Genomic DNA, 17193 nt, shown 5'->3' with positions numbered 1-17193 from the left:
GATTAACTATATTGTGCGATAATTTAGATTTCACCCAATTCTCGCGAAAACTTTAGAGATATGGAGATAAAGTAAAACGGCATTTTGTTCCCGAAAGCTGAATATCACTCGATTTCTAGATAGTGCCCATCCGGTGGGTGAGGTTTTTTACCAGTGCGATGATCAGAAATGATATGGCAACCAGGATCAGAGCAAGACAGAGAGCCACATCCAGATCTCCCTGCATGGTAGTATAAATGGCCAGAGGCATGGTCTGCGTCCTTCCCTGGAAGTTGCCGGCGAACATTATTGTGGCACCGAACTCACCCAGAGATCGGGCAAAGGCCATGATGGCCCCGGAGATCAGGCCGTTCATGGCTATGGGCAGGGTGACGTGGAAGAAGGCATAGATCCTGGTGGCCCCCAGGGTGCGCGCAGCATTTTCGAAGGATAGATCGACGTCTTCGAAGCTTGTCCTGGCTTGGCGGATGTAAAATGGAGAGGATACAAATACCTGGGCCATAATCACCGCAAGGGTGGTGAAGGCGATGGAAAGGCCGAAGGTGTTCAGGTGTTGTCCGACTATTCCCATCCGCCCAAAGGCCATCAGGAGGGCAATTCCAGCAACTGCCGGAGGCATGATCACAGGCAGATCGATTAAGGAATCCACCATCTCTTTGCCGAAATAGCTGAAGCGGGCGTTGACGTAAGCCACGGGCGTTCCCATGAGGATCACTATCAAAGTGGTAAGGGTGGAGGTCGTGATGCTCAGTCGAAGGGCGTCCTTCACCGCTGGATCGTTCATGGACCGGAGCACTGCATCCGGGGAGCTTTTGAGGAAGAGAGATGCTATCGGCAAAGCTATGAAAGCCATGGTCAGGCAGATGACCAGGGCAATTCCAGCCTTCAGAGCTATATCCCTCAAGAGATTCATCCTCGAACTTCAAGAGAGCTAGACGCCATCGTCATAAGATCCTCTCTTTGCTGTAGTTGACGTAAGGGGCTCGGCTTCCTGGCAGAGCCTCCAAGAGAGGGCATTATAACTTCTCGATGAAGTCACCTGCTGGTGTACCCCCCGTCTATGACTAACTCCGACCCTGTAACAAACTTAGCCTCGTCCGAGACTAGGTACAACACACCGTAGGCGATGTCATTGGGCTCTCCGATGTGGCCTATTGGATGCGCTGCGTCCAGCTCTCTTCTCAGATCCTCGATAGTCCCCCCCAAATTTTCAGATTGATCTGTGAGGAAATCCTTGACCAGCGGCGTCCAGATGAAACCCGGATGGACGGAGTTGACCCTTATATTGTCCTTCGCATAGAGGAGGGCATCTATTTTGGCCATTATCCTGTTTGAAGCCTTCGTTGCGTGGTAGGCGGGAATGTCCTGGGCTCCTACTATTCCGTATATCGATGATATGTAGACGATATTTCCGCCTCCCCTCTTCTTCATGTAAGGTACAACATGCTTGGTGCAGAGGAATGCACCCGTGACGTTAACGTCGAAGACGTACTCCCATTCTTCCCTTGTGTATTCGTGGGTTGGCTTGTTTGGACCAGCTATACCTGCGTTGTTCACCAGGATGTCTATCTTGCCGTATTTCTCGTAGGTGGCCCGTGTGACCTCGTCGACCTCCTTCTCATCCGTCACGTCCAGATGATGGAACTCTGCGGCTCCACCAGCTGATTTTATCTCCTCAGCGACTCTCTCGCCCTCCTCATCCGTCCTCCCGGTAATGATCGAGATTGCGCCTTCGCTTGACAGCACCTTTGCTATCGCCTCCCCTATCCCATAAGTCGATCCGGTAACTATCGCAGTTCTCCCTTCCAGCCGTCCATTATCTTTTCGCTCCATTTCAATCACCACATATAATATGGACTTAAATAGTATTTAATATATGAAAACGCATGCACCCGGATCGTATGCCCCGACGACTTGCGGCATGAACCGATTTAAATCCATCTTATTCATATCAAGGTGCAGGCAGGCGATCGTTGCCTGCCTGTCCCCAGACGAAGAATGCGGCTCAAGCAGCTGCCATCGCCCCGTCTGTGGTGGCGGATACGTCTGATGCAGCGACAGAATCCAACACCGGTGAGAATCCGTATTTCTCCAAAACGGCTCTGCCCTCTTCAGATTTTACAAAATTTATAAAATTGAGAGCTTCTGCGGCGTATCTGGATTCGGACGTTATTCCCATGGGATACTCAGCGATGATGTTGTACTCGTCTGGTATCTCGATCTGGCTAACTCTGCTCGACAGTTCCAACGTGACATCGGATACATAGGCAAAGCCCACATCGGCCTCCCCCAAAGCTATCTTGGTCACAACATAGTTGACGCTAGTCTCCTGGGAGATTATGTTGGCCAGGACCTTCTCTTTATATTCTGGACCCCATGCAGGATCATCTCCCAGCTTGTCTATGATCTGCAGCGCATAATCGCCTACTGGCACATCCTTCGTCCCTATGACGATCTTAACCCCTGGCTTCGCAATGTCGCGGAGGTTGGATATCCCCGCCGGATTATCCTTGGGAATTATCAACGACAGCTTATTCCTGGTGAAGATGGAGATGCTGTTGTTTTCCATCAGCCCAAGACCCATGAGAGCATTCATCTGCTTATTATTTGCAGAGGCGAAGACGTCGGCGTAGGCTCCATGTTCTATCTGAGTGCGGAGAGCCTGGGAGCCATCGAAGTTGGAGACGACCTTGATGCCGGTTTCTTTCTCGTATATCTGACATATCTCGCCGAAAGCGCCTGTCAACGACGCCGCTGTGAAGACGACGAGCTCTTCTGGCCCATCAGCCGATCCTGCAGACGAGGCAAAAACCAGCACCGCAATCGAGGCTAACAACACAAATCTCTTGATCATCGATCTTCTTCCTCCGGAATTTTCGCCCATCTTTTTCGCCCATCTTATAAGTAAGCACATTTGCTTACTTTTATCTATTAAGTAAGCATTAATGTAAACTTATAAGAACGTTCCCCTCAGCTGACCGAGATTCAATCTCCTCAGCTCCAGGCAGCTAAAAGACCATCCAGCGAAATTGCCTGGGAGGCGACCTTAAAAAGGGTCTTAAGATTAATCCCCCCTTAGACCGATCCTGATGTGCTTCTCCTCCATGTACTCGCGAAGGGCGGCCCGGGACCGCTCGCGACCGATCCCGCTCTCCTTCCAGCCGCCGAAGGGGGCCTTCGGGACGATGACGTTGGTCGTATTGATCCCGACAGACCCCGCCTCCAGACGTTCGGCAAACCAGAACGCCCTCGTCATATCAGCGGTGAAGACGTAGGCGGCCAGGCCGTACCGCGAGTCGTTGGCGAGCTTCAAGGCCTCCTCGTCCGTATCGAAGCTCATCATCGGCGCCACGGGACCGAAGGTCTCCTCCCTCATCATCCTCATGGAATGGTCCATCCGGTCGAGGACGGTGGGCAGGAAGAAGAACCCCCGGCGGAACTTTTCCCCTTCGGGCCTCCTCCCTCCGAAGAGGATCCTCGCACCCTTCTTCTGGGCGTCGGCTATGTGAGCCTCCGTCTTCTCCCTCTGGGCCTCGCTGAAGATGGGGCCGAGGTCGACCTCGGGGTCGAGGCCGTCGCCGATCCGGAGCTGCTCTGTCCTTCTCACCAGCTCCGTGGTGAACTCCTCGGCGATGGAATTGTGGACGTAGATCCTGTTGACGCTGATGCAGATCTGCCCCATGTTCGAAAAGGCCCTCTGGACGCAGGCTGCAGCCGCCTCATCGATTTCGGCGTCCTCGCAGACGATTGCGGGGGAGCTGCCCCCCAGCTCCAGGGATAGCCGCTTGAGGGTCCGAGCCGCCCGCTCCATAATCCACTTCCCCGTATCCGTCTCCCCGGTGAAGGAGACCTTCCGGGGGATGGGGCTCTCCACCAGCTCTCTGCCGACTTCCCGCCCCGAACCGTGGATGAGGTTGAGGACCCCCGAGGGGAGGCCAGCCTCGGCCAGCGCCATCACGAACCTGGTGGCGGCCAGCGGCGTGTGGCTGGAAGGCTTGGCGACGACGGTGCAGCCGGCGGCGAGGGCCGGGGCCAGCTTCCAGGCGAGGAGGTCTGCGGGGTAGTTCCAGGGGGATATGATGGCGGCAACCCCCAGAGGCTGCCTGATGATGAGGCTTCGACTTCCCCTCGAAACAGGGACGACCTCGCCGGAGATCCTCTCCCCCTCCCCGGCGTAGTAGTCGAGGGCCTCTGCAGAGCTTTCCACCTCCCTCCTCGCGAACCTCAGGGGCTTTCCCTGCTCCATCGTAAGGAGCCGGGCGATCTCTTCGATCCCATCCCGGACCGTTTCCGCCCCCCGGCGGAGGAGGTCTCCCCGCTCCCTCGGGTCGGCCTTCGACCATCCTGGAAAGGCCCTCGCCGCCGCCTCCAGGGCGAGGATCGCATCCGCCCTTTCTCCCATGGAGACCTCTGCCACAGCCTCTCCTGTGGCGGGATTCGTTATCGTGGCAGCCTTTCCGGCCATTGAATCCACCTGCTTTCCGTCGATCAGCATCTTGAACCGATACGTGGTATCACCCCCTCGGATATCCCATCTTGAAGAGGACCGGCCCCGAGCTTTTAGTAAATGAAAACGTCATCATATCCGCCTTCAAGTAAGCGAATATACAAACCTTCTTAAACCTTCTGATACTTGATGGGAGCGAGGAGGGTTTCTTGCTTGGAGGAGGTCATAAGATCGATAACCGACCCGGAGATGCTTACGCAGATCGAGAGGGTCGTCCCCTTTCACGGCTACCTCAGCACCGGCGTCTTCGTCGGCATCCAGATCTATAACATCGCCAGAAGGGCGCTCGGATTTTCGGAAGGAGAGAGGCTCTTTGTCACCTGCGAGACTTCGAGCTGCATGCCCGACGCATTTCAGGTGCTGGGGGGTTGCACCATCGGAAACAAGGGGCTTCGAATCGAGAACCTGGGGAAGATGGCGGCGACGATCTCCAGGCGGGCACCGAGAGATGCGGAGACGGTCAATGGCATAAGGATCGTCCTCGACCCGGCCAAGACCGCCACCTATCCGAGGCTTCACTCCTGGTACATGAACATCGATAAGGTCCCTCATGAGGAGGCGATCTCGGACCTTATCCGGGCCGAAGAAGGGGTTTACACCTGGGAGATGGTGAACCTCAATGTTCCAGAAAAGCCGGAGAAGAGGATCGCAGTCTGCCACTTCTGCGGCGAGAGCTTCGTCCTCCAGGGAGATGAAAGGAGCTGCAAAAGCTGTGCTGAAAGATCGAAGAGCGATATTGAGATCGGTTCCGCGGGGATTAGATGAGAGAGGTGCTTCTGGAAGAAAGGGGGGAGAAGGAGCAGATCTACCTCCCAGAAAGGTGCATAGGTTGCGGGACCTGCGTCCAGATATGCCCCAAAGGAGAGCTTGTCATAGGCTCGGTGGGAGCCGTCGCCCGGGGGCTGATCGATAAGGAGTTCCTCGAGAAGCGAAATAGCGGAGCATGTGTCTTTTGCGCCTTATGCGCCCGGGTCTGCCCCACCGGAGCGCTGGAGGTGAGGGTTTCCGGCAAGGTGGAGAAGGACGATTCCTACCTCAACTTCGTGCTGAATCCCACCCTGGTGAGTGATAGATGCGTCCACTGCGGCCTCTGCGCACAGGTCTGCCCCCGCAGCTGCATCGAGATAGCGGAGAGGCGGCTCGCCAAAGATGGCAGCCTCAAGCTTCAAGGAAAGACCCCGATAGATCTGGATCGATGCGTCCACTGTGGTTGGTGTGCCGCCGTCTGTCCTGTCGGGGCCATCACTTTCCAGAAGCCCTTCGCCGGGGAATTCTTCCGGGACGATCAGGTCTGTCAGGCCTGCCGGACCTGCGTCGACACCTGTCCCGCGAACGCCCTCTTCAACCGCGATTGGCGGCAGGGTGAGATCGTGGAGAAGGTGACCCACAGAAGAGACGCCTGCATCTTCTGTGGAGCCTGCGCTCAGGCCTGCCCCGTAGGAGCGATCGCCGTCAGAAAGACGGCCATAATCCCACAGATGAGGGGGAAGAAGGCCTTCGAGAAGAAGCTTGCCACCCCAGCTCCCCGGCCGACCCTCACCTCCAACCTCGAAACGGACGGGGAGGTCTGCCTGGGCTGCGGCAACTGCGTCATCGCCTGTCCCGTCAACGCCCTCTCTGACCCGTATCTTGCGGCAGGCCATCTCAACGAGCTGGACGAGAAGCCCCTCCTGGAGGTCGAGGACGGCGCCGTCAGGGTGGTGGATCAGGGGGTCTGTGGCTCCTGCGCCACCTGCAGCATGATCTGCCCCGTGGACGCCATCTGGCTTCTGAGGAGGGAGGTGATCCCATGACCCGATCGGCGAATATGATCATCAAGAACGGATACGTCTTCGATCCCCTCAACGACCTGGACGGAGAGGTGATGGACCTCTTCATCCGGGATGGCCGGGTCGTCGGTGACCTTCGGGCCGGGGAGAGGAGGGATGCGAAGGTGATAGACGCCTCCGGCAAGACGGTGATGCCCGGAGGGGTGGACTCCCACGCCCACGTCGCCGGGGCGAAGGTGAACGCCGGCCGGCTGATGAGGCCGGAGGACCATTATCGTTCGGTCCGGGAGAAGACCCGCCTCACCCATTCGGGGAGCGGCTACACCATTCCTAGCGTCTACAAGCAGGGCTACGACTACGCGGCCATGGGCTACACCACCGTCTTTGAGGCAGCCATGCCGCCCCTGGAAGCCCGCCACACCCACGAGGAGATGAGGGCGACTCCCATATTGGACATGGGTGCCTACCTCGTCCTGGGAAACAACTGGTTTATCATGCGTTATCTGAAGGAGGGCGAGATAGAGAAGGCCGCCGCCTATGCCGCCTGGATGCTGCGGACTCACAAGGGATACGGGATCAAGTGCGTCAACCCCGCCGGGGTCGAGAACTGGGGGTGGGCAAAGAACGTCGCCGGCCTGGACGAGCCGAACATCCACTTCGAGGTGACCCCGAGGGAGGTGATCCGGGGGCTCGCCGAGGTGAACGAGATGTTGGGGCTTCCCATGTCTCTGCACCTTCATGCCAACAACCTGGGGCATCCCGGCAACTGGGAGACGGCCAGGGATTCCCTGATGATCCCCTCGGGGCTCGCTCCTGCGAACAGGTCTGAAGTCGATGAGCCAGAGACGAAATTGGACTGCAGGAGAAGGCAGACGGTATATCTCGCTCACGCCCAGTTCAACGCCTACGGCGGGACGTCCTGGAGGGACTTCTGCTCAGGCGCCCCCGAACTGGCCAGGTACTTAAACCAGACGGAGGACGTGGTGATCGACAGCGGCTCCGTCCCCTTCGGCCCGGCCACCACCATGACCGGCGACGGTCCAGCGCAGCACGATCTGTACGTCATTACCGGCCAGAAATGGTCGAATACGGACGTAGAGATGGAATGCGGATCGGGGGTTCTCCCTTTTCTTTACCTCAAGACGAGCCCCGTCCACTCGGTACAGTGGGCCATCGGACTGGAGGTCCTCCTCCTGATAGACGACCCCTGGAAGACGATCATGACCACCGATCACCCCAATGGCGGCGTCTTCACTCGATACCCAGATCTCATCGCATGGCTGATGTCGAAGAGGGCGAGGGACGAGACCGCCCGGGAATGCCACAAGTGGGCTTACGACAGATCGAGCCTCGGGGGGGTCGACCGGGAGATCTCCCTCTATGAGGTGGCGGTGATCACCCGGGCCAACCCGGCCAGGACGATCGGGATCGCCCACCGGAAAGGCCACCTGGGGCCGGGGGCGGATGGAGACGTGACCATCTACGACCTCGACCCCGCCGGCCTCGACTCCAACGACCCCTCCTCCATCAGGTCCGCCTTTGGAAGGCCCGAATATACGGTGAAAGATGGAAGGATCGTGGCCCGCCGGGGCGAGATCGTGGCCGTCCCGGAAGGCCGCAGATTCTACACCACGCCCTATGTCGATGAAGATCAAGAGTTGGAGATGATGGCGGACGTTAAGGAGTGGTTCAAGTACTACACCGTCGGCTTCGCCAACTATCCCGTCCCGGAGAGATATCTGAAAAATCCGACGCCTATCGCCGTCAACCGGCCTCTTGAGGCGGTGGTGAGGAGGTGATCTGATGGAGGCGACGCTCACCCCAAGGGGGCGGATCGGGATCATGGTGGAGGCGGAGGTGATCTCCCCCGACGTATTCCAGGGCTTGGGCATAGGGGAGATCGAGGAGCTGGAGGTCTGGCAGGGTCCAGAGAAGCATCCTCTGGCCGAGTTCTTCGATGTGGAGGTCCGAGCAGAAGGATCGGGCGAGACGAGGATAGTGATCGAGGGCGACGTATCTCGAGTTAAACGGATCGGCCAGTCGATGAAGTCGGGGTCGATCGAGGTCCACGGATCTGCGGGGATGCACACCGGCACAGGAATGTCCGGGGGGGAGATCACCGTCGAAGGGGACGTCGGCTCCTGGGCGGGGATGGAGATGTCGGGAGGCCTCCTCACCGTCCTTGGAGATGCGGGGGACCACGTAGGCTCTGCCTATCGGGGAAGCTGGCAGGGGATGACCAATGGCAGGATCGTCATCGACGGGAACGCCAAAAGCCAGCTCGGTGGAGGGATCACCGGCGGCGAGATCATCGTCGGGGGAGACGTGGAGAACTTCTGCGCCATCCGCCAGAGCGGCGGAACGATCGTCGTGCGGGGCTCGGCGGTCAGGGGCGCTGGGGCGGAGATGAGCGGAGGCACCCTGGCGGTGGAGGGGAAGGTCGAGCAGATCTCTCCGGGGTTTCTGCCGGCAGGGCAGGAGGAGAACCCGAAGCTTGCCGATGTCGAGCTTATTGGCAGGTTTGAGAGGCTCACTGGCGACTATGCCGCCTTCAAAAATCCGAAAGGATCGCTCCTCTTAAAGGAGGTCTGAGAGGGTGGAGGCCGAGCTGAATATCGTTTATGAAAGGGGAGGTCTGACGGAGATGATCTGTCAATTTTTGCTCAACACCGGAAGCACCATCGAAGAGGGGAGGCTTGCCAAGGGGGGGAGCAAGCTGACGGAGGAGTACACCCAGGAATGTGCCGTCTGCGAGATCAACCTTCATGATTATCTCCGGCTAGGCTCGCCGGAGAAGGTCTTGGTCTCGACGAAGGACGCTAAGTACAGGGTTGCCGTTTATGCCTATCCGGGCGATTCGGTAGAGCCGGGACATATCTTCATGCCCCGGGCCATCTGGTCGAATGTGGTGGTGGACTCGGAGACCTTCTCCACGGGGTCCCCCCTCTACAAGGGCTCGCCGGTCCATGTCGAGGCGACGGAAGAGGAGGTCCTCAGCGCCGAGGAAATAGTCCTCAAGGTTTACATGAGGGGCAGAAGATGACCTTCAAAAATATCATCTGTCCCGTCTGCGGCGCCTCCTGTGACGATATACAGGTCGAGATCGACGGAGGCGGCATAACGGTCAAGAACGCCTGCAGGATGGGAAACGCCAAGTTCCAGGAGATATCAAGCCCCCACCGGATCAGGGAGCCGATGATCAGGGAAGGTGACCGCATGAGGGCCGCCTCCTTCGCCGAGGCGGTCGATCGAGCCGCCTCGATCCTGACGGAGGCTGAGCGCCCCCTGATCTTCATGGGGTGCGAGACCTCCAGCGAGGCGATGGAGGTGGGGCTCCACTTAGGAGAGTATCTGGGGGCTGTCGTCGACTCCAACTCCACCGTATGCCATGGTCCCACCGCCATGGGGATTCAGGAGGCGGGACGGGTCGGCTCCACCGCCGGCCAGGCAAAATCTCGGGCAGATCTCGCCGTCTACTGGGGGTCTAACCCCCTGGAGTCGATGCCCCGCCACATGTCCCGCTATGCCATCTACCCCCGGGGCCACTGGACCCGGAGGGGGAAGTTCGACCGGACCGTTATCACCGTAGACCCGAGAAGGACCATAACCGCCGAGAACTCCGACCTCCACATCCAGCTGAAGCCCAACACCGACTACGAGCTGATCTCGGCGCTCCTCACCCTCCTCCACGGCAAAAGGCCCCACGAGTCGGTGGAGGAGATCACCGGGATCTCCATCTCCCGGATGGAAGAGATGCTGGAGATGATGAAGTCGTCCAACTTCGGCATCATCTACGTCGGCCTGGGGATCGCCTCCTCCTATGGAAAGCACCGGAACGCCGAGGCGGCCTTCAACCTGGTCAAGGAGATGAACGGCACCACCAAGTTCGTCATCGGCGCCCTGAGGGGTCACTGCAACGTCGCCGGGTTCAACCAGATTGCCTCCTACCTCTACGGCTATCCCTTCGGCCTCGACTTCTCTCGGGGGTATCCCCGCTACAACCCCGGCGAGTTCACCGCCGTCGACCTCCTCCGGGAAAAAGACGTGGATGCAGCTCTGATAGTCTCCGCCGATCTAGTCTCCCACTTTCCGGCAGACTGCGCCGAATATCTGGCCGAGATCCCGGTAGCTTGTATCGAGATCGCTCCATCTCCCACCACCATCGTCTCCGATGTGGTGCTTCCAGGGGTCATAGATGCCATGGAGTGCGACGGAACCTTCTATCGGCTCGACGACGTCCCCATCTACTTCAGGCCCTTCACCACCTCCCCCTTCTCCTTCACCGAGAGCAACGAGGATACCATGAGAAGAATATTCGATCGTGTAAGGGAGCCTAAAATCTGAAAATATGCCCGAAGAATGATCCTTTGCTTTTGGAGGATATGAATTGTCTACAAAACTGGTGCCATCTCTTTGCCCTTACTGTGCAGTAGGTTGCGGCTATTACCTCGTTGTAGAGAGGGGCAAGGCCATAGGCGTTGAGTATATGAAAGACCACCCCGCCTCTGAGGGGGCCCTCTGCCCCAAGGGGAACGCCGTCCTGGAGATCTTGAATAATGGGGACCGGCTCGAATATCCCCTGAAGAGGAGAGGGGACGAATTTGTGAGGATCTCCTGGGAAGAGGCCCTGGATCTGGCGGCGGAGGGATTGTCCCGCAATGCAAAAGACCCCGGCCCAAAATCCCTGGGTTTTTTGGCCTCATCCCGCTGCAACAACGAAGAGAACTACCTGATGCAGAAGCTCGCCCGCCTCCTGGGCTCACCGAACGTAGACAACTGCGCCCGTCTCTGCCATTCGCCTACCGTCGTCGGCCTGGGCGCGGTCCTGGGGACGGGAGCCATGACCAACAACCTCGGAGACCTCAAAAACTCCAGATGCATCTTTGCCATAGGCACCAACTTCGCCGAGGCTCATCCCGTAGTCTCCCGCTGGGTAGGGAAGGCGAAGGAGAGCGGGGCGAAGGTGATCGTCGCCGATCCGCGGATCACGTCCACCTCCTGGATGGCGGATCTCCACCTGCGGATCAAGCCCGGAACCGACATCGACCTCTTGAGGGGGATGATGAAGGTGATCGTGGATGAGGGGCTCGCAGACGAGAAGTTCATACAAGGGAGGACCGAGGGCTTCGAAACGCTCTCTGAAAACCTCAGCGGCTATTCCCTGGCGAAGGCTTCTGAGCTGACGGGCGTTACCGCTGGAGAGATCGCCAGGGCCGCACGGATCTATGCCCGGTCCCCAGCTTCCTCTCTCCTCTACTCCATGGGCATAACCCAGCACGTCTGTGGCACCGACAATGTGAAGGCCTGCGCCACCCTCGCCTTGCTCGCCGGCCAGATGGGAAGGCCCGGAGCAGGCGTCTGGCCGATGCGCGGGCAGAACAACGTCCAGGGAAATTGTGATATGGGCGGGATGGTCGAGTTCTATCCAGGCTACAGGAACTCCTCCGACCCGAAGTCCGTCGAGTTTTTCAAGGCCGCCTGGAAGGCGGAGGACCTCCCCCTGGGGCCGGGGCTGACCTCCACCGAGATGACCGAGGCGGCGCTGGAGGGGAAGATCAGGGCGATGTACATCATCGGAGAGGACCCCGTCACCTGTGATGCCAACATCAAAAAGACTAAAGCTGCCCTCGATAACCTCGACTTTCTCATCGTCCAGGAGATCTTCATGACCGCCACCGCCAGGATGGCCGATCTCGTCCTGCCGGCGGCCGCCTGGGCGGAGAAGGACGGAAGCTACACCTCTATGGAGCGGCGGGTCCAGTGGATCGACCAGGCCGTCCCTCCCGTCGGCGAGGCGAAAGAGGGGCTCTGGATAATAAATGAGATCGGGAAGCGGATGGGTCTGGATCTCAAGGGGGAGAGCGCCGACGGGGTTTTAAAAGAGATCAACAGGACCGTGCCGCAGTACGGGGGGATGACCCGGGAGAGGATATCCAAGAGGGGAGGCCTCCTCTGGCCCTGCCCCGACGAGGACCATCCCGGGACGGAGATCCTCCATCGGGAGAGGTTCTCCACCGCCAGCGGAAGGGCGAATATCGCCTCTGTAGAAAACAGGCCGGCCTTCGAGGAGATGAGCCCGGAATATCCGATCCTCCTTTCCACTGGCAGGATCGTAGTCCACTACAACAGCGGCTCCATGACGAGGCGGAGCCCCTCCCTCCTGGATAGGGACCCTGAGCTCTACGTCGAGATCAATCCGGAGGATGCCGCGAGGCTGTTGGTCTGCGAAGGTGATATGGTCAAGGTGGAGACGGTCCGGGGTGAGGCCGAGGCCCGGGCCCGTTTGACGGAGAAGGTCTTGCCGGGGATGGCCTTCATGCCCTTCCACTGGCAAGGTACGAACGTCATCACCTCCGATGCCCTCGACCCCGTGGCCAAGATCCCGGAATATAAGATGGCAGCCTGCAGAATATCGGTGAAGTCTTGAGGCGCCAGGGATGAAAGAGAGCTGGCACGCTCGGAGGATCGAAGAGGCGGAAGAGTTCTGGAAGAGGGAGCGGCTCGATCCTGCCGCCGCCTTCCATACGGTGAGGTGCACCGAGATCTCGGATTCAAAGAGGTTGAGGCTGGAGGTGGATGTAGCCGTCGAGGAGAGGATCGCTCTATTTCTGGATGGGGTGAAGGTGGCGGACCTCTTCTGCCTCCCATCACAGCTCGAAGAGCTGGCCGTCGGCCATCTCGTCTGCGAGGGGCACCTTGGAGGGATCGAAGATCTCGTCTCGGCGAGGGTGGACGGCAAAGAGATAGTCTGCGAAGGGAGAAGCAAAGTGATAAAGAGGGAGGCTCGACCGACGGTCTCAGACCTGAGGATCAGTCCCGAGGCCGTCTTCAGAGCCTTCGATGAGATCAACGAGGGCGCCCTCCTCTGGAGGAGGACCGGGGGGACCCACTCGGCTCTGGTGGTGGGTGAGGATGGTGCTATACGATCTTTCTGCGAGGATGTGAGCAGATCCTCGGCGGTGGACAAGGCCGTCGGGTCGGCCCTCATGGGAGGAGCCGATCCGTCGAGGTCTGCTCTGATAACGACGGGAAGGCTCTCATCGGCGATCGTCTCCAAGGCGGCGATGGCTGGGGTCCCCGTCCTGGTCAGCAGGGCAGGCCCCCTGAACTCCGGAATAGAGCTGGCCGTGAGGCTGGGGATGACCCTGGCCGCCTTCGCCAGAAGGCCGAATCTCTACGTCTACGCCGGCGAGGAGAGGCTCCTATGACGATGGCGTCAGGCTCTTTTGAATCCCGAAGGCGAGGGTGAGAATGAATAACGAAAATACCGGGATGACGGATCTTTTAGAGGTCGCAAGGTTCCTGTTCATCTCCGAGCTGGACCGCTGGTGCGCCCAGAGGGGCGTTTCGAGGGACGAGCTGGACGATCAGGTGGTAGCGACCCGCCCCCTCAAGAGCGACGAGGCGATCGGAAACCCCGGGAGGGACGACTTCCCCATCCTGAGGGGAAGAGAGATCCTGATGGAGGCGAGTTATAGGGGGTCTTTTGGCCAGGCCTTCACCTCCGCCCGGGGCGTCTTCAGCGGAACCCTGGAGGAGGTGCTGGAGCTCTCGCTGGAGAAGACCTTCGAGCGGGCGGTCCTCGTGTCGACCATCAACGCCGTCATGAGAGATCTGGGGCTGGTGGAGGGGACGGTCCACTGCAGGGATGCCGGCCCCCGGGACTGTGCCGCAAGCCTAGGCCAACGGTTGAGAGAGGTGAACGTTTATCCGGTGGGGCTTGTGGGGATGCAGCCCGCCATCCTCTCGTCTCTGGTTGATATATTCGGCCCCGAGGGGGTGATGGTCTCAGACCTAGCCTGTGCCGGTGAGATCCGTTCGGGGGTCAAGGTCCTGGACGGTGCCCGCCCCAGTTCCCTCTTTGAGAGCTGCCCCACAGTTCTGATCACAGGCACCACCCTCGTCAACGGCACCATCGACGGCCTTATGGAGCTGGCTGATCGGTTCGAAAACCGGGTCGTCTTCTACGGGACGACCATCGCAGGGGCCGCCCGCCTCCTCGGCCTGGAGAGGTGGTGCATCTGTTCAAAGTGACCTTCCTCTTCCACAAACCTCCTCTTACAATTGATACCGCCACTCTCAGGAGCGATTGATAAGATGTCTGAAATAACCCTTACCATCGACGGCCGAGAGGTGACGGTCCCCCCGGGGGCTACCATCCTCGATGCAGCCCGGAAAGCCGGCTCTTATGTGCCGGCGCTCTGTGATCACCCATCCTTGGAGCCCATAGGCTCCTGCAAGCTCTGCATCGTCTCTGTAGAGGGGCTTGATAACTATCCTACATCCTGCAATACTCCGGCGGAAGAGGGGATGGTGGTAAAGACCCGGACTGGAGAGCTGCAGGAGATGAGAAGGCACACCCTGGAGATCCTCCTCGCCCTCACCAATCATCCTACATCATGCCTCTTTTGCGATAGAAAGGACGAATGCGCCGACCTGCGGGAGTGCATGAGGAAGTTTCCGGTGACCGTGGGCTGCAAGTACTGCCCGCAAGATGGGAGGTGCGAGCTGCAGGAGGCGGTGGAGTTCGTCGGCCTGGAGAAGGTCAGATATCAGCACACTTTTCGGAATATGCAGGTTTTAAGAGAGCCCTTCTTCGACCGCAACTACAACCTCTGCATCATGTGCAGCCGATGCGTGCGAGTATGCGCAGAGGTCCGCGGGGAGGGGGTCCTCAAGAGCAACCCCGACTTTCACAGGATGCACTGGATAGGACCCTCATCTTTGATGGACTCCGACTGCAAGTTCTGCGGCGCATGCATCGACGTCTGCCCCACCGGCGCCCTATCCGTCAGGTCTGAGAAATGGGTCCGGCCGGAGAGGACGGTCTCCACCGTCTGCCCCTACTGCGGTGTCGGCTGCCGGCTGAAGCTTGGAGTCAGAGATGGCATGATAATCACCGTCTCTCCGGATGGAGAGGGCCCGGTGAATCGGGGTCAGCTCTGCGTCAAGGGCCGCTTCGGCCTCGACGAGATCGTCCATCATCCCGACCGCATCACCACCCCTCTGATAAGACGGAACGGCCGATTCGAGGAGGCTACTCTCGAGGAGGCCCTCGACCTCGTCGCGAGAAGGTTCTCCGAGATCCGGGACAAATACGGTCCCGACTCCCTGGCAGCCCTCTCCTCATCCCGGTGCACCAACGAGGAGAACTACCTGGTTCAGAAGCTCGCTCGGGCGGCCTTCGGCACCAACAACGTCGACAACTGCGCCCGGGTCTGCCATGCCCCTTCGGTGACGGGCCTCGCTGCCTGCTTCGGCAGCGGTGCCGCCACCAACTCTTTCGATCAGATCGAAGACGCCGATGTGCTGTTCATCATCGGCTCCAACACCACCGAGGCTCATCCCATCGTCGGCCTGAAGGTGATCGCTGCGGCGAAGAAGGGAAGAAAGATCATAGTCGCCGACCCCCGGAAGATCGAGCTCGTCGGCCGGTCGAAGGTCTGGCTGAACCTGCGGCCGGGGACGAACATCGCCCTCCTCAACGGGATGATGAACGTCATCCTCCGGGAGGGGCTGGAGGATAGGGAGTTCATCGCCAGCCGGACCGAGGGGTTCGAGGAGTTCAGGAAGGTGGTCGAGGGATATCCGCCAGAGAGGGCTGCCGAGATAACCGGGGTTCCCGCAGGGGATATCATCGAAGCCGCCCGGCTCTACGCCGGGGCGGATAAGGCGATGATCATCTACAGCCTGGGGATGACAGAGCACGTCACCGGGACCGCCAACGTGATCTCCCTGGGCAACCTCGCCATGCTGACGGGGAACGTCGGCCGCAGGTCGACGGGGGTGATGCCCTTGCGGGGTCAGAACAACGTCCAGGGGGCCTGCGACATGGGGGCCCTTCCCAACAACTACGTCGGCTACCAGCCGGTGACGGACGCGAAGATCCGATCCAAGTTCGAAGATGCCTGGAAGGTCCGCCTCCCCGCAAATCCCGGCCTCACCTCCACAGAGATGATGGAGCGGCTCGCGGAAGCAAGAGGCGTCCGGGGGCTCTATATCCTGGGGGAGGACGTTGCCCAGACAGAGCCCGATACCAACCGCGTCCGCTCCTCCATGGAGGCCCTGGAGTTCCTCGTCGTCCAGGAGATATTTCCCACCGAGACGACCAAGTACGCTGACGTCATCCTTCCGGCCGCAAGCTTCGCCGAGTGCGACGGGACCTTCACCAACGGGGAGCGGAGGATCCAGCGGGTGAACAGAGCGATCCCTCCTCTCTGCGGCCTTGCGAACTGGGAGACGATCTGCCTCATCGCTAGGAAGATGGGCTATCCGATGAAGTACAGCCACCCCTCCGAGATCATGGAGGAGATATCATCTCTGGCGCCGATCTTCGCCGGAGTGAGCTTTGAGCGGCTGGACCCTCGGGGCCTCCAGTGGCCCTGCCCCTCGATAGACCACCCGGGGACGGAGACGATGCACCTCGGCTGTTTCAGCCGGGGGCTCGGCAAGTTCAACGGCGCAGAGCACAGCCCCCCCGCCGAGGAGCCCGATCCGGACTATCCCCTGATCCTCACCACCGGCCGAAGAAGGGAGCATTACAACTGCGGCTCCATGACCCGTCGCTCAAAAGGGATAATGTGGATATGGCCGGAGGAGACGATAGAGATAAGCCCTGCGGACGCCGGGGAGCTGGGGATCGAGGACGGGGAGACGGTCCTGGTCCGGTCCAGGCGAGGCGAGGTGAGGACGAAGGCGAGGGTCACCGATAAGTCATCCCGGGGCGTCGCCTTCATGTCCTTCCACTACCAGGACGTTCTCACCAACCTTCTCACCAACGCCGCCCTGGATCCCCAGGCGAAGACGCCGGAGTATAAGGCGTGCGCCATACGGATAGAGAAGATCCCTTCGTGAAGGCGGAAGTAAATCCTCCACGCTGGTCCCCGCCGGGGGACCAATCCATATTTAAAAAGGCGG

General features: G+C 59.5%; 14 protein-coding genes. 10 read left to right on the top strand and 4 right to left on the bottom strand.

Features of this window, described 5'->3' with window-relative positions; genetic code table 11:
- Window positions 1–115: 115 nt before the first annotated feature.
- From P0O24_RS08645 to P0O24_RS08630, 4 genes are all read right to left on the bottom strand, one after another.
- Window positions 116–913 (bottom strand): ABC transporter permease, encoded by a 798-nt coding sequence (locus P0O24_RS08645; RefSeq protein WP_394356754.1) that lies wholly within the window; start codon window positions 911–913, stop codon window positions 116–118.
- A 122-nt stretch (window positions 914–1035) separates the two neighbouring features.
- On the bottom strand, window positions 1036–1833 hold the full coding sequence (locus P0O24_RS08640; RefSeq protein WP_316969350.1) for an SDR family NAD(P)-dependent oxidoreductase: 798 nt from the start codon (window positions 1831–1833) through the stop codon (window positions 1036–1038).
- A 172-nt stretch (window positions 1834–2005) separates the two neighbouring features.
- Complete coding sequence (gene modA / locus P0O24_RS08635; RefSeq protein ID WP_316969349.1) at window positions 2006–2854, bottom strand: molybdate ABC transporter substrate-binding protein; 849 nt, start codon at window positions 2852–2854, stop codon at window positions 2006–2008.
- Between the two features lie 210 nt (window positions 2855–3064).
- The gene (locus P0O24_RS08630) at window positions 3065–4495 is read right to left on the bottom strand and encodes an aldehyde dehydrogenase family protein (RefSeq protein WP_316969348.1); all 1431 of its coding nucleotides are present in this window, start codon (window positions 4493–4495) and stop codon (window positions 3065–3067) included.
- Between the two features lie 165 nt (window positions 4496–4660).
- Here P0O24_RS08630 and P0O24_RS08625 point away from each other — a divergent pair, with 165 nt between their 5' ends.
- From P0O24_RS08625 to fdhF (P0O24_RS08580), 10 genes are all read left to right on the top strand, one after another.
- A complete protein-coding gene (locus tag P0O24_RS08625) occupies window positions 4661–5272 on the top strand; it encodes an FmdE family protein (protein ID WP_316969347.1) in 612 nt (203 codons plus the stop codon).
- Window positions 5269–6300: a 4Fe-4S binding protein gene (locus P0O24_RS08620; protein ID WP_316969346.1), complete on the top strand. Its 1032-nt coding sequence runs from the start codon at window positions 5269–5271 to the stop codon at window positions 6298–6300. Before P0O24_RS08625 ends, P0O24_RS08620 begins: the two co-directional genes overlap by 4 nt.
- A complete protein-coding gene (locus tag P0O24_RS08615; RefSeq protein ID WP_316969345.1) occupies window positions 6297–8075 on the top strand; it encodes a formylmethanofuran dehydrogenase subunit A in 1779 nt (592 codons plus the stop codon). Before P0O24_RS08620 ends, P0O24_RS08615 begins: the two co-directional genes overlap by 4 nt.
- A 4-nt stretch (window positions 8076–8079) precedes the next feature.
- On the top strand, window positions 8080–8868 hold the full coding sequence (locus P0O24_RS08610; protein WP_316969344.1) for a formylmethanofuran dehydrogenase subunit C: 789 nt from the start codon (window positions 8080–8082) through the stop codon (window positions 8866–8868).
- Window positions 8869–8920: 52 nt separating this feature from the next.
- Window positions 8921–9319, top strand: coding sequence for a molybdopterin dinucleotide binding domain-containing protein (locus tag P0O24_RS08605; RefSeq protein WP_394356756.1), 399 nt, complete (start codon window positions 8921–8923; stop codon window positions 9317–9319).
- Window positions 9316–10620: a formylmethanofuran dehydrogenase subunit B gene (locus tag P0O24_RS08600; protein ID WP_316969342.1), complete on the top strand. Its 1305-nt coding sequence runs from the start codon at window positions 9316–9318 to the stop codon at window positions 10618–10620. The genes P0O24_RS08605 and P0O24_RS08600 overlap by 4 nt, the downstream gene beginning before the upstream one ends.
- Before the next feature lie 43 nt (window positions 10621–10663).
- A complete protein-coding gene (gene fdhF / locus P0O24_RS08595) occupies window positions 10664–12703 on the top strand; it encodes a formate dehydrogenase subunit alpha (RefSeq protein ID WP_316969341.1) in 2040 nt (679 codons plus the stop codon).
- Window positions 12704–12713: 10 nt separating this feature from the next.
- The gene (locus P0O24_RS08590) at window positions 12714–13484 is read left to right on the top strand and encodes a formate dehydrogenase accessory sulfurtransferase FdhD (protein ID WP_316969340.1); all 771 of its coding nucleotides are present in this window, start codon (window positions 12714–12716) and stop codon (window positions 13482–13484) included.
- 43 nt (window positions 13485–13527) lie between these two features.
- The gene (locus P0O24_RS08585) at window positions 13528–14310 is read left to right on the top strand and encodes a Rossmann-like domain-containing protein (RefSeq protein WP_316969339.1); all 783 of its coding nucleotides are present in this window, start codon (window positions 13528–13530) and stop codon (window positions 14308–14310) included.
- 63 nt (window positions 14311–14373) lie between these two features.
- Window positions 14374–17130, top strand: a complete 2757-nt coding sequence (gene fdhF, locus P0O24_RS08580; protein ID WP_316969338.1) for a formate dehydrogenase subunit alpha — start codon at window positions 14374–14376, stop codon at window positions 17128–17130.
- Window positions 17131–17193: the final 63 nt, after the last annotated feature.

Source organism: Candidatus Methanocrinis alkalitolerans (assembly GCF_029167205.1).
Lineage (GTDB): Archaea > Halobacteriota > Methanosarcinia > Methanotrichales > Methanotrichaceae > Methanocrinis > Methanocrinis alkalitolerans.
This window is presented reverse-complemented; position numbering and strand designations above follow the sequence as displayed.

Coding starts and splice junctions, on each gene's coding strand:
- P0O24_RS08590 (WP_316969340.1), top strand. CDS start 12,714: ATGAAAGAGAGCTGGCACGCTCGGAGGATCGAAGAGGCGGAAGAGTTC.
- P0O24_RS08645 (WP_394356754.1), bottom strand. CDS start 913: ATGAATCTCTTGAGGGATATAGCTCTGAAGGCTGGAATTGCCCTGGTC.
- P0O24_RS08585 (WP_316969339.1), top strand. CDS start 13,528: ATGAATAACGAAAATACCGGGATGACGGATCTTTTAGAGGTCGCAAGG.
- P0O24_RS08615 (WP_316969345.1), top strand. CDS start 6,297: ATGACCCGATCGGCGAATATGATCATCAAGAACGGATACGTCTTCGAT.
- P0O24_RS08620 (WP_316969346.1), top strand. CDS start 5,269: ATGAGAGAGGTGCTTCTGGAAGAAAGGGGGGAGAAGGAGCAGATCTAC.
- fdhF (WP_316969338.1), top strand. CDS start 14,374: ATGTCTGAAATAACCCTTACCATCGACGGCCGAGAGGTGACGGTCCCC.
- P0O24_RS08605 (WP_394356756.1), top strand. CDS start 8,921: ATGATCTGTCAATTTTTGCTCAACACCGGAAGCACCATCGAAGAGGGG.
- P0O24_RS08630 (WP_316969348.1), bottom strand. CDS start 4,495: ATGCTGATCGACGGAAAGCAGGTGGATTCAATGGCCGGAAAGGCTGCC.
- P0O24_RS08600 (WP_316969342.1), top strand. CDS start 9,316: ATGACCTTCAAAAATATCATCTGTCCCGTCTGCGGCGCCTCCTGTGAC.
- modA (WP_316969349.1), bottom strand. CDS start 2,854: ATGATCAAGAGATTTGTGTTGTTAGCCTCGATTGCGGTGCTGGTTTTT.
- P0O24_RS08640 (WP_316969350.1), bottom strand. CDS start 1,833: ATGGAGCGAAAAGATAATGGACGGCTGGAAGGGAGAACTGCGATAGTT.
- P0O24_RS08610 (WP_316969344.1), top strand. CDS start 8,080: ATGGAGGCGACGCTCACCCCAAGGGGGCGGATCGGGATCATGGTGGAG.